The organism is Sphaerisporangium rufum (assembly GCF_016863395.1).
GTDB lineage: Bacteria > Actinomycetota > Actinomycetes > Streptosporangiales > Streptosporangiaceae > Sphaerisporangium > Sphaerisporangium rufum.
In genome coordinates this window covers 65,841-78,480 of the sequence record NZ_BOOU01000007.1, presented here as the reverse complement: position 1 = coordinate 78,480, position 12,640 = coordinate 65,841, and the positions used below count along the sequence as shown (strand labels likewise).

Below are 12,640 nucleotides of genomic sequence, written 5' to 3'. Positions count from 1 at the left end.
AGACTCGGCCTTGGAACCTGCCATGGAGGCGCCCGGTGACGATCCAGTTCAATCCTTCGCGCGGCCCGACACTGGGCGTGGAATGGGAACTCCAGCTGGTCGACACGCACACCCGGCGCCTGCGCCAGGACGCCAAACACGTCCTGGCGGCCATCCCCGAGCTCAGCGAGGGCCCCCGGCCGAAGGTGATGCACGAGCTGATGCAGTCCCAGCTGGAGATCATCACCGATGTCCGGCACACGGTGTCGGAGTCGCTGCGCGACCTGCGGGGCACGATCGACCGGCTGCGCGAGGTGGTGGAGCCGCGCGGCCTGTCGCTGGCCTGCACGGGGACGCACGCCATCAGCGACTGGCGCGAGGCGGTGTACGCCCCGGTGCAGCGGTACACCGAGCTGGTCGAGGAGATGCAGTGGCTGGCCTGGCGGATCCAAACATTTGGCGTACATGTCCACGTGGGGGTCCGGGAAAGGGATAAAGTCATTCCCATCGTCAACGCGCTGGCGGCCTACCTGCCGCACTTCCTGGCGTTGACGGCCTCCAGCCCGTACTGGGGCGGCCAGGACACCGGTCTCGCCTCCAGTCGGGCCATCGTTTTCGGCGCCCTGCCGACCGCGGGCCCGCCGCAGATGCTGGCGGACTGGGCGGAGTTCGAAGAGTACATGGACACCCTGAAGCGCGCGGGGACCATCAAGAGCATCAAGGAGGTGTGGTGGGACATTCGACCACACCCCGACTTCGGCACGATTGAGATTCGAATGTTCGACGGTATACCGACCCTGAGAGAGGTCGGGATGGTGACGGCGTTGTCGCAGTGTCTGGTGCAGCAGTTCGACCAGCAGCTCGACCGCGGCTACCGGCTGCCCCACCCGGCTCCCTGGGTGGTGCGCGACAACAAGTGGCGGGCCACCCGGTACGGCATGGACGCCCTCGTCATCACCGACGACCACGGCTCGACCGCGCCGATGCGCGACATGCTGTACGAGTTGACCCGCGAGCTCGCGCCGGTGGCCGAGCGGCTCGGCTGCGCCGAGGAGCTCGCGGTGATGTCCGACGTGGTGGAGCAGGGCAACTCCTGCGAGCGCCAGCGGGCGATGCTTTCCGAAGGCGGCACCCTCGACGACGTCGTGGACGCGACGATCGTGGAGCTGAGGGACGACCGCTTCGTCACCACCAATCCGAGGATGTCGAACGGGGCGATCGGTCATGCCGGCACGTGATCTACCAGGGGAGCTCGACGCGTTCCTGAAGGCGCACGACGAGTCCCTCATCGAGTTCCGGCGCGATCTGCACGCCCATCCCGAGCTCGGGTTCGTCGAGCACCGCACCACCGAGCGCATCGCCACCCGGCTGGCCGAGGCCGGGCTGGTGCCGACCACCCTGCCGCGCGGCACCGGCCTGATCTGCGACATCGGCTCCGGTGACGGCCCGATCGTCGCGCTGCGCGCCGACATCGACGCGCTGCCGCTGCCGGACGAGAAGGACGTCTCCTACCGCTCGACCATCCCGGGCGTGTGCCACGCCTGCGGGCACGACGTGCACACCACGGTCGTGCTCGGCACCGGGCTGTTCCTGGCCGGGCAGGCCGCCGCCGGGCTGCTCCCCGGCCGGGTCCGGCTGATCTTCCAGCCCGCCGAGGAGGTCATGCCCGGCGGGGCGCTGAAGGTGCTGGAGGCGGGCGGTATCAGCGGGGTGGACCGCATCTTCGGCCTGCACTGCGATCCGCGCCTCACGGTCGGCAAGATCGGCCTGCGCGTCGGCCCGATCACCGGTGCCTGCGACAAGGTGAGCGTCCGGGTGGCCGGCCCCGGCGGCCACACCGCTCGCCCCCACCTGACCGCCGACCTGGTCTTCGCCCTCGCCAAGATCGTCACTGAGTTGCCGGCCGCGCTGAGCCGGCGCGTCGACCCCCGCTCGTCGCTGTCGCTGGTGTGGGGCCGGGTCCAGGCCGGTTCGGTGGCCAACGCCATCCCCGACGACGGCCTGGCCGAGGGCACCATCCGCTGCCTGGACGAGCAGGCCTGGCACGAGGCCCCCGACCTGTTCAAGGCGCTGCTGGACTCGGTGGCGATGGCCTACGGGGTCGAGGCCGAGATGAACTACGTCCGCGGGGTGCCGCCGACGATCAACGAGCCGGCCAGCGTGCAGATGCTGCGCGACGCGGCCGGCCAGGTCCTGGGCCCGGACGCCGCGGTGCCGACGCCGCAGTCCCTGGGCGGGGAGGATTTCGGCTGGTACCTGGAGTCGGTGCCCGGCGCCTACGCCCGGCTCGGCGTCCGCGCCCCCGACGAGACCCGGCAGGTCGACATCCACCAGGGCACCTTCGACGTCGACGAGCGCTGCATCGCGGCCGGGGTGCGAGTGCTGGCGGCCACCGCGCTCACCGCGCTGTGGGACGGCTGCCACGCGACCGACCGGGACTCCGCCGAACCGGTGAACGTCTGAGCGCCGCCCCGCGGCGCGGGCGCCCCGAGCGCGCCGCCCCGGCGGACCCGTATCACGGTTCCGCAGGTCACAGGCCGGCCCTAGCTGCATAACGGACCTATTGCGGAGCATGGCTCTGGTTTGGCCAACCCCGGTAGAACAACTATCTTCCGTGCAGGGTTGCCGTGCGTTCCTTCGCGCGTGCACACACGGCGAAGACACGGGAGGAGTCACCTTGCTTCGGATGCATGCCGGCAGGTTGGCCGCCACCGCCGCGATGGGGGCCATGCTGATGGCCGCCGCGGCGTGTGGGAACAGTGACGGTGGCGAGACCTCGGCCGCGCCGGGTGCGTCGGGCGCCTCCTCGGCGGCGCCGGAGGGCGCCAAGGTCGGGCTCGCGTACGACATCGGCGGCCGCGGTGACCAGTCGTTCAACGACGCCGCCGCCGCGGGGATGGACAAGGCCAAGACCGAGCTGAAGCTCGGCGAGGTCAAGGAGCTGGAGGCCGGCTCGGGCGAGACCGGCGCCCAGAAGGAGCAGCGGCTGCGCCTGCTCGCGCAGAGCGGCTTCAACCCGGTGATCGCGGTGGGCTTCGCCTACTCCGAGGCCATCAAGAAGATCGCGACCGAGTTCCCCGACACCAAGTTCGCGATCGTCGACGACGCGGCCCAGGGGCCGAACATCAGCAACCTGGTGTTCGCCGAGAACGAGGGCTCCTTCCTGGTCGGCGCCGCGGCGGCACTGAAGAGCGAGAAGGGCCACATCGGCTTCGTCGGCGGCGTGCAGGTCCCGCTGATCAAGAAGTTCGAGGCGGGTTACGCGGCGGGCGCCAAGGCCGTCAAGCCGGACATCAAGATCGACGTCAAGTACCTGAGCCAGCCGCCGGACTTCGGCGGGTTCAACGACCCGGCCAAGGGCAAGACCGCGGCCGAGGGCATGTACGACGCGGGCGCCGACATCGTCTACCAGGCGGCCGGCGGCTCCGGCGGCGGCGTGTTCGAGGCGGCCAAGGCGGCCAAGGCCAAGGCCATCGGGGTCGACTCCGACCAGGCGCTCACCGCGGACGAGAGCGTGCGCGACGTCATCATGACCTCGATGCTGAAGAAGGTCGACGTCGCGGTGTTCGACTTCCTCAAGAGCTTCAGCGAGAACACCGTCAAGGCGGGCCCGACCGTCTACGACCTCAAGGCGGGTGGCGTCGACTACTCCACCACCGGTGACCAGGTCGGCGACATCAAGTCCAAGCTGGACGAGTACAAGGACAAGATCATCAGCGGCGAGATCAAGGTTCCCACCGAGTGACGATCTGAGCGGACAGGGCCCGGCGGTCGTACCACCGGGCCCTTTCGGCTACAGTTCGCTGCGTCCCGCGACGTCCCGGCCCGCCCACCAGGCCGCTGGAGCGTCCGCGCAGGTCAGCCCGTCCGTTTCCGGCAGGCTGCGCCACCCGGGCAGCACGGCCGTCCTCCGGCCGGGCCACCGCCTCGCCGCCTGGGCGCGCCAGTTCCGCCACCGAGGCCACCCGCATGGAGGAGGCGGCCATCAGCACTTCGAATCCTCCGGTAACCGCGACCGATGCCGATACCGGGACCGACACGGCCGTCGAGCTCCGGGGCATCACCAAGCGGTTCCCCGGCGTCGTCGCCAACCGGGACATCCGGCTCAGCGTGCGGCGCGGCCACGTGCACGCCATCGTCGGCGAGAACGGCGCGGGCAAGTCCACGCTGATGAAGATCCTCTACGGCATGCAGCGGCCGGACGAGGGGGAGATCAGGATCGATGGCGCCCCGGTCTCCTTCCGCACCCCGGCCGACGCGATCGCGGCCGGCATCGGTATGGTCCACCAGCACTTCATGCTCGCCGACAACCTCACCGTCCTGGAGAACATCATCCTGGGCAGCGAGCCGCGCGCGGGCGGGCCGGGCATCGACTTCGCCGGCGCCCGCCGGCGGATCAAGGAGATCTCCGATCTCTACGGCCTCGGCGTCCAGCCCGACGTGCTGGTCGAGGACCTCGGTGTCGGCGCCCGCCAGCGGGTGGAGATCCTCAAGGTGCTCTACCGCGGCGCGCGCATCCTGATCCTGGACGAGCCGACCGCGGTGCTGGTGCCGCAGGAGGTCGACGAGCTCTTCGAGAACCTGCGCGGGCTGGTCCGCGAGGGCCTGACGATCATCTTCATCTCCCACAAGCTGGACGAGGTGCTGTCGGTCGCGGACGCGATCACCGTCATCCGGCGCGGCACCACGGTGGCCGGCGTCCGGCGCGGCGAGGTCACCTCGCGGCAGCTGGCCGAGCTGATGGTGGGCAGCGAGCTGCCGAGCCCGCAGACCCGCGAGTCGACGGTGACCGACCAGGTGGCGCTGTCGGTGCGCGGCCTGACCGTGCGCAACGCCGAGGGCCGCGCGCTGGTCGAGGACGTCTCCTTCGAGATCCATCGGGGCGAGGTGCTCGGCATCGCCGGGGTCGAGGGCAACGGCCAGGCCGAGCTGGTCGAGGCCATCATGGGCATGCGCGCCGCCACCGGCGCCGTCCGGCTCGGCGAGATCGACATCTCCGGCTGGCCGACGCTGCGCCGGCGCGAGGGCGGCATCGCCTACATCCCCGAGGACCGGCACCGGCACGGCCTGCTGCTGGAGGCGCCGCTCTGGGAGAACCGCGTCCTCGGCCACCAGACCCGCCGGCCGAACGTCAAGGGCCCGTTCGTCGACCGGGCCGGCGCCCGCGCCGACACCCAGCGGATCGTCCGCGACTACGACGTCCGCACGCCCGGCATCGACGTGGACGCCGCCACCCTGTCCGGCGGCAACCAGCAGAAGCTGATCGTCGGCCGCGAGCTGAGCGGCGAGCCGGTGGTGCTGATCGCCTCGCACCCGACGCGCGGCGTCGACGTGGGTGCGCAGGCCGCGATCTGGGACCACCTGCGGGCGGCCCGGGCCGCCGGCCTGGCCGTGCTGCTGATCTCGGCGGACCTGGACGAGCTGATCGGGCTGTCCGACTCGCTCAAGGTGATCCTGCGCGGCCGGATGGTCGCCGACGTCGACCCCCGGGACGTCACCCCCGAACGGCTCGGCTCGGCGATGACCGGCGCGGGCGAGCGCCGGTCCGGCCACGCAGACCCGCCGGGGGACCCGGACGCCCCCGCACCCGGGACGGCGGCCACCCCGGCGGACGGCATCCCGGACGGCCGGGTGGCCGGCACCGCGGCCGGGACCGCGGACGGCTCGGTGGACGGCTCGGTGGACGGGACCGCCGCCGAAATCGCGGCCGGTGGTACCTCCGGCACCGCGGCCGGCCCGGCCGGTGTCACCGGTGAGACGGCCAGGCAGGACGGCGCTTCGCGGCTGGACGGCCCGGCCGGCCCGGGCGCCCCGACCCGGGACGGCACGGTCCAGGACGGTGCGGTCCAGGACGGTCCGGCACGTGCGGACGGCACCACCCGCGAGGACGGCGGCGCTCGCGAGGGCGGCACCGCCGGTGCGGCGGACGCGGCGCCGCCGGCCACCCGCCGGCGGCCGGCCGGCACCGAGGGGTCGTCGTTCACCGACCGGCTGCTCGGCCGGGTGCACCTGGGCGGTCTGCTCGGGCTGGCCGCGCCGCTGCTGGCCATCGCCTTCGCCGCCCTGATCACCTCGGTCGTGCTGCTGCTGACCGGCAGCGCGCCGCTGGAGACGCTGGCGCTGCTCGTCGACTTCGGCACCCAGCCGCGCACGATCGTGATGATCGTCAACCTGGCGACGACCTACTACATCTCCGCGCTGGCGGTCGCCGTCGGCTTCCGGATGAACCTCTTCAACATCGGGGTGGACGGCCAGTACCGGCTGGCGGCGCTGGTCGCCGCGGCGGTCGGCGGCACGCTGGTGCTGCCCGGCCCGCTGCACGTCGGCGCCACCGTGCTGGTCGCGGTGATCGTGGGCGGGGTCTGGGCGTCCATCGCCGGCCTGCTGAAGGTCACCCGGGGCGTCAGCGAGGTCATCTCCACGATCATGCTGAACGCCATCGCGACCGGCATCGGCGCCTGGCTGCTGCACCCGGACCGGCTGGCGGTGCCGGTGTCGGGCAGCAACAACATCGGCACCAGGCCGATCCCGGCGTCCGGCCAGTTCCCGGGGCTCGCCCTGGTGCCCGGCACCCAGGCCAAGGTCTTCGGGTTCGTCATCGTCGCCGCCGTGCTCGGGCTGGCGTACTACGTGCTGTTCAACCGGACGCGGCTCGGCTTCGACATGCGCGCCACCGGCCGGTCGGAGTCGGCGGCGGTGGCCAGCGGGGTGAACGTCCGCAAGATGGTCCTCACCACGATGATCATCTCGGGCGCGGTGGCCGGCCTGGTCGGCATGCCCCAACTGCTCGGCGCGTCCTACTCCTACAGCCTGGACTTCCCGACCGGGCTCGGCTTCACCGGCATCGCCATCGCCCTGCTCGGCCGCAACAACCCGGCCGGCATCGCGGTCGGCGCGCTGCTGTGGAGCTTCCTGGACAGCTCCTCCGACATCCTGGACTTCAACGGGATCCCCAAGGAGATCGTGATCATCATGCAGGGCACCACCGTGCTCTCGGTCATCATCGCCTACGAGCTCGTGCACCGGTACCGGATGGCCGCCCAGCAGCGCCGGGTGAGCCGGCAGCTGTCGGCCGGCGCCGCGCCGGTGGAAGGAGCGACGGCATGACGGTCTCCGAGGTCACCGCGGCCCCGCCCGCCGCGCCGCCGGACCCCCGCCGGCCGCGCCTGGACCGGCGGATGATCCTGCTGGCCGGGCTCGGCCTGCTGGTGCTTGTGGCGCTGGCCCGCGCGCTCACCGGGGCGACCGACATCACCTCCGGCGGGACCATCGGTGCCGCCATCGGCCTGGCCGTGCCGATCGGGCTGGCCGCGCTCGGCGGCCTGTGGTCGGAGCGGTCCGGCGTGGTCAACATCGGCCTCGAGGGCATGATGATCCTCGGCACCTGGTTCGGCGCCTGGGGCGGGCTCGCCTTCGGCTCGCCGTGGGCGGGCGTGGTGGCCGGCGCGATCGGCGGCGCGCTCGGCGGCCTGCTGCACGCCGTCGCCACCGTCAGCTTCGGGGTGGACCACATCATCTCCGGCGTCGCGCTGAACATCCTCGGCCTGGGCGTCACCCAGTACCTGTCCAAGCTGGTCTTCGTCGGCATGAAGGGCGGCGGCGAGACCCAGTCGCCGCGCATCCCGGCGATCTCGACGGTCAGCCTGCCGTTCGTCGGCGGGCCGCTGGAGGACCTGGAACGGACGCGCTGGTTCCTGCTCGCCGACCTGGCCGGCCTGCTGCGCGGCCTGACGCAGAACGTGTCGCTGTTCACCATCGTGGCCGTGCTGCTGGTGCCGCTCAGCTACTACGTGCTGTGGCGGACGGCGTTCGGCCTGCGCCTGCGCGCCTGCGGCGAGCGGCCGGTGGCCGCCGAGTCGCTCGGCGTCAACGTCTACTTCCACAAGTACGTGGCGGTGGTGGTCTCCGGCGCGCTGGCCGGGCTCGGCGGCGCGTTCCTGGCCATCGTGGCGGCCGGCATCTACCGCGAGGGGCAGACCGGCGGCCGCGGGTTCATCGGCCTGGCGGCCATGATCTTCGGTAACTGGCGGCCGGGCGGGCTGGCCGGCGGCGCGCTGCTGTTCGGGTACACCGACGCCCTGCAACTGCGCCAGGGCGGCACCTCGGTGCACGCGCTGTTGCTGGTGGTGGCGCTGCTGCTGGCCGCGGTGGGCGTCTACCAGCTGGTCCGGCTCGGCCGGAGCCGGGCGGCGCTGATCAGCGGCATCTTCGCGATGCTGGTCTTCGCGGTCTTCGCGCTGACCGACACGGTGCCCGAGCAGTTCACCTCGTTCACGCCGCACCTGACCACGCTGCTGGTGCTGTCGGTGGCGTCCCAGCGGCTGCGCATGCCGGCCGCCGACGGCCTGCCGTACCGGCGCGGGCAGGGCAAATGACCGGCCAGACCACCCGGGGGAGCAAGGCGACATGACCCAGCAGGACCGCACCGGCGACACCGGCGACACCGGCGACACCGCGGACACGGTCGACACCGGCCGGACCGTCGACTGGGACGCGTTGCGCGGCCTGGCCACCGACGCGATGGCGCACGCCTACGCGCCGTACTCCAAGTTCCCGGTCGGCGCCGCCGCCCTGGTGGACGACGGCCGGGTGGTGACCGGATGCAACGTGGAGAACGCCTCCTACGGCCTCGGCCTGTGCGCGGAGTGCGGGCTGGTGTCGGCGCTGCACGCCTCCGGGGGCGGCCGCCTGGTGGCCTTCACCTGCGTGGACGGGCACGGTGAGCTGCTGATGCCCTGCGGGCGCTGCCGGCAGCTGCTGTTCGAGCACGGCGGCCCGGAGCTGTGGGTGGAGACGCCGGACGGCCCGGCGCGGATGGCCGACCTCCTGCCGTTCGCGTTCGGCCCGGACGACCTGTCCCGCGGCGCCTGACCGCTACATCTGCCGATCATCCGGGGGGACCACATGGACGCGATCGACGTCATCGTCACCAAGCGAGACGGCCGCGAGCTGTCCGCCGAGCAGATCGACTGGGTCGTCGACGCCTACACCCGGGGCGAGGTGGCCGACGAGCAGATGTCGGCGCTCGCCATGGCGATCCTGCTCAACGGGATGGGCCGGGCGGAGATCGGCCGGTGGACCGAGGCGATGATCCGCTCGGGCACCCGGATGGACTGGTCGTCGCTGGACCGGCCCACCACCGACAAGCACTCCACCGGCGGGGTGGGCGACAAGATCACCCTGCCGCTGGCCCCGCTGGTGGCCGCGTGCGGCGGCTACGTGCCGCAGCTGTCCGGGCGCGGTCTCGGCCACACCGGTGGCACCCTGGACAAGCTGGAGTCGATCCGCGGCTGGCGGGCCTCGCTGTCCGGCGAGGAGATGCTCGGCGTGCTGCGCGAGGCGGGCGCGGTCATCTGCGCGGCCGGGGAGGGGCTCGCGCCGGCCGACAAGAAGCTGTACGCGCTGCGCGACGTCACCGGCACGGTGGAGTCGATCCCGCTGATCGCGTCCTCGATCATGTCCAAGAAGATCGCCGAAGGCACCGGCGCGCTGGTGCTGGACGTGAAGGTGGGCTCCGGCGCGTTCATGAAGGATGCCGGCGCGGCGCGCGAGCTGGCCCGCACCATGGTCGAGCTCGGTACCGACCACGGGGTGACCACCGTCGCGCTGCTGACCGCGATGGACCGGCCGCTCGGCCTGGCGGTGGGCAACGCGCTGGAGGTCGCCGAGTCCGTCGAGGTGCTGGCCGGCGGCGGCCCGGCCGACGTGGTGGAGCTGACCGTGCGGCTGGCCCGCGAGATGCTCGCCGCCGCCGGGCTGTCCGGCAAGGACCCGGCGGACGCGCTGGCGGACGGGTCGGCCATGGACGCCTGGCGGCGGATGATCGCCGCGCAGGGCGGCGACCCGGACGCGCCGCTGCCGGTCGCCGCGGAGACCGCCGAGGTGACCGCGCCCGCGACCGGGGTGCTGTCCCGGCTGGACGCCTACCGGGTCGGGCTGGCCGCCTGGCGGCTCGGCGCCGGGCGGGCGCGCAAGGAGGACGCGGTGTCCTTCGGCGCGGGGATCACCCTGCACGCCCGGCCAGGCGACGCGGTACGCGAGGGGCAGCGGCTGATGACGCTGCACGCCGACGACGCCGAGCGCTTCCCGCGGGCGCTGGCGGCGCTGGACAACGCCTACGAGGTCGGCGAAGCGGCCGATCCGGCGCTGCTGCCGCTGGTCATCGACAAGATCACCGCTTGACGGGAGTGCCGGGCCGGCCTGATCGGGCTGACCCGGTGCCTGGCGGCCGCCGGTGGGCGAGTGCTTTCCGCGGCCGCCCGGCGCGCCGGCTCGGGCCTTCGGGGCCGGCCCTGGCGCACCCGGCCGCCGGTGACGCGCGCCGGTCCGCGCCCGGCGCGGCCGGGACCGCTCCTCGGCCGTGGGGCCGGCTCCGCGCGGGTGGCGCGGTCAGCCGCTGAAGGAATCGCGGAGCACGGCGCGGTGGGTGGGCAGGGCCTCGCGGTGGCGTTCCCGCCCGGCGTCGGTGAGCGCGACGAAGACGCCCCGGCGGTCGTCGACGCACATGCTGCGGCAGACCAGCCCGGCCTTCTCCAGCCGGGAGATGAGGCGGGACAGCGCGCTCTGGCTCAGGTGGACGACGTCGGCCAGCTCCTGCACGCGGTACTTGCCGCATTCGGACTCGGCCATCCGGTCCAGCACCTCGAAGTCGCTGACGCCCAGGCCGTGCTTCTCGCCCAGCTCCCGCTCCAGCCGGCCCGAGCAATCGGCATGCCGCGCCATCAGCTCCCGCCAGGAGGTCACGACATCGGGCTCCGCCATGCCCGCGATAGTAGCATGCGCACACATTAGATGCAAAAGCATTAAATGTTTGTGCATTGAATGCATGCGCATGTAATGTGCTTCACATGATCCCCTCCGCACAAGCCGATCGGTGGGACGCGCGCCTGTGGGGCGCGCTCGCCGTGCTCTGCGCCGTCGTCTTCCTCGACGCGCTGGACGTCTCGATGGTGGGCGTCGCCCTGCCGTCCATCCAGGCCGACCTCGGGTTGTCCACCGCGAACCTGCAGTGGGTGGTCAGCGGGTACGTCCTCGGATACGGCGGTCTGCTCCTGCTCGGCGGCCGGGCCGCCGACCTGCTCGGACGCCGGCGGGTCTTCCTGACCGCCCTCGCGGTGTTCGCGGTCGCGTCCCTGCTCGGCGGGCTGATGAACGACGGCGCCCTGCTGATCGTCGCCCGGTTCGTCAAGGGCATCAGCGCCGCCTTCACCGCCCCGGCCGCGCTGTCCATCATCACCACGACCTTCGCCGAGGGGCCGGCCCGCAACCGGGCCCTCAGCATCTTCACCGCCTGCGGCGCCAGCGGCTTCTCCCTCGGCCTGGTGCTCTCCGGCCTGCTGACCGAGATCGGCTGGCGCTGGACCTTCCTGATGCCGGTGCCGGTCGCCGTCATCACCCTGGTCGCCGGCCTGCGGCTGCTGCCCCGGCACTCGGGCGAGAAGCCACCGGCCGGCGGTTACGACCTGGCCGGCGCCGCCACCATCACCTTCTCGATGCTGCTGCTGGTGTTCGGCGTCGTCCAGGCGCCCGAGTCCGGCTGGGGCTCGCCGCGCACCATCGGCGTGCTCGCCGCCGCCGTCGCGCTGCTCGGCCTGTTCGTGGCCATCGAACTGAAGGTACGGCACCCGCTGGTCCGGCTGTCCATCCTGAAGTCCGCGCCGCTGGTCCGGGCCAACCTGGGGCTGGTCGTGCTGTTCGGCTCCTACGTCTCCTTCCAGTTCGTCGCCATGCAGTACTTCCAGAACCTGCTCGGCTGGTCCGCGCTGCAGACGGCGCTGGCGTTCCTCCCGGCCGGCCTGCTCGTCGCGGTCACCTCCACCAAGATGGGCGACCTCGCCGACCGGTTCGGCACCGGCCGGCTGATCGTGATCGGCTCGGCCGCGCTGGCCGGCGGGTACGCCGTCTTCCTCGGCGCCGGCGAGAACCCGGGCCTGGTGACCCTGGTCATCCCCGGCATGCTGCTGCTCGGCGTCGCGTTCGCCCTGTCGTTCCCGTCGCTGAACATCCAGGCCACCAACGGGGTGGCCGACGAGGAGCAGGGCCTGGCGTCCGGGCTGCTCAACACCTCGGGCCAGGTGGGCGGCGCGCTGGTGCTCGCCGTCGTGGCCGCCGTGGTGACCGCCGACGGGGGCACGGTCACCCTGCCCGCCATCCACGCCTCCTTCGCGGTGTGCGCGGTGGTCGCCCTGATCGGACTGGGCATCGCCGTCACCGGCCTGGTCCGGGCCCGGCCGGCCGCCGTCCCGGCGGCCCCCGGTGCCACCGAGGAGGAGGCGGAGGTCCCGGCGACCGTCTGACCGTCCTCAACGCGTGACCGTCCTGAGCATGTGATCATCCCGAACCCCTGATCGGCCCCCGGCGCCACCCGCGCCGGGGGCCGCACCGTTCCAGGCTCCGCGTCACGCCCGCTCCCAGGGCTCTCCCCGCCTCCGCCGGACCGGTACGCGCTTTGGGCGCCGGGGCGGAGCCGTCCGCGGGGGCCCGCAGCGGCCCCGGTGCGTTTCGTCCAGGTGTAGGGCGGTGCCCAGAAGAAGGATCGGCCGGCCGGGCGGCCGGACATGGACACTTTTCGATGACGGCGGGTTTCCCGGCGGCCGGGTGAGGCATTGTCGGCAGCAAGGAGCAACGAAGGGACACCGGGAGCCCGGTGCACCCGCCCTGA

Annotated in this window: 9 protein-coding genes and 1 pseudogene; 9 read left to right on the top strand and 1 reads right to left on the bottom strand. The window is 72.6% G+C overall.

The window, feature by feature from the left end:
* Window positions 1-35: 35 nt before the first annotated feature.
* The 8 genes and pseudogenes from Sru01_RS02690 to Sru01_RS02655 all read left to right on the top strand — a co-directional run bounded on the left by Sru01_RS02690 (window position 36) and on the right by Sru01_RS02655 (window position 10,161).
* Window positions 36-1,217: a glutamate--cysteine ligase gene (locus Sru01_RS02690; RefSeq protein ID WP_203982213.1), complete on the top strand. Its 1,182-nt coding sequence runs from the start codon at window positions 36-38 to the stop codon at window positions 1,215-1,217.
* Window positions 1,204-2,442: a M20 family metallopeptidase gene (locus Sru01_RS02685; RefSeq protein ID WP_203982212.1), complete on the top strand. Its 1,239-nt coding sequence runs from the start codon at window positions 1,204-1,206 to the stop codon at window positions 2,440-2,442. Before Sru01_RS02690 ends, Sru01_RS02685 begins: the two co-directional genes overlap by 14 nt.
* Before the next feature lie 223 nt (window positions 2,443-2,665).
* Window positions 2,666-3,724: a BMP family lipoprotein gene (locus Sru01_RS02680; RefSeq protein ID WP_307811948.1), complete on the top strand. Its 1,059-nt coding sequence runs from the start codon at window positions 2,666-2,668 to the stop codon at window positions 3,722-3,724.
* Between the two features lie 224 nt (window positions 3,725-3,948).
* Window positions 3,949-5,571 (top strand): annotated as a pseudogene (locus Sru01_RS02675) (ABC transporter ATP-binding protein); the annotation flags it as partial.
* Window positions 5,572-6,138: 567 nt separating this feature from the next.
* Entirely contained in the window at window positions 6,139-7,086 is a 948-nt protein-coding gene (locus Sru01_RS36515) for an ABC transporter permease (RefSeq protein WP_239136834.1), read from the top strand.
* Entirely contained in the window at window positions 7,083-8,354 is a 1,272-nt protein-coding gene (locus Sru01_RS02665) for an ABC transporter permease (protein ID WP_203982210.1), read from the top strand. The genes Sru01_RS36515 and Sru01_RS02665 overlap by 4 nt, the downstream gene beginning before the upstream one ends.
* Window positions 8,355-8,385: 31 nt before the next feature.
* Window positions 8,386-8,850, top strand: coding sequence for a cytidine deaminase (locus Sru01_RS02660; RefSeq protein ID WP_203982209.1), 465 nt, complete (start codon window positions 8,386-8,388; stop codon window positions 8,848-8,850).
* Window positions 8,851-8,883: 33 nt separating this feature from the next.
* Entirely contained in the window at window positions 8,884-10,161 is a 1,278-nt protein-coding gene (locus tag Sru01_RS02655) for a thymidine phosphorylase (RefSeq protein ID WP_203982208.1), read from the top strand.
* A gap of 207 nt (window positions 10,162-10,368) precedes the next feature.
* Here the strand turns inward: Sru01_RS02655 and Sru01_RS02650 are convergent, their stop codons facing one another.
* A complete protein-coding gene (locus Sru01_RS02650; protein WP_203982207.1) occupies window positions 10,369-10,740 on the bottom strand; it encodes a MarR family transcriptional regulator in 372 nt (123 codons plus the stop codon).
* Window positions 10,741-10,826: 86 nt separating this feature from the next.
* Between Sru01_RS02650 and Sru01_RS02645 the strand changes: the two genes are divergently transcribed.
* Entirely contained in the window at window positions 10,827-12,275 is a 1,449-nt protein-coding gene (locus tag Sru01_RS02645; protein ID WP_203982206.1) for an MFS transporter, read from the top strand.
* The last annotated feature ends 365 nt before the right edge of the window (window positions 12,276-12,640 follow it).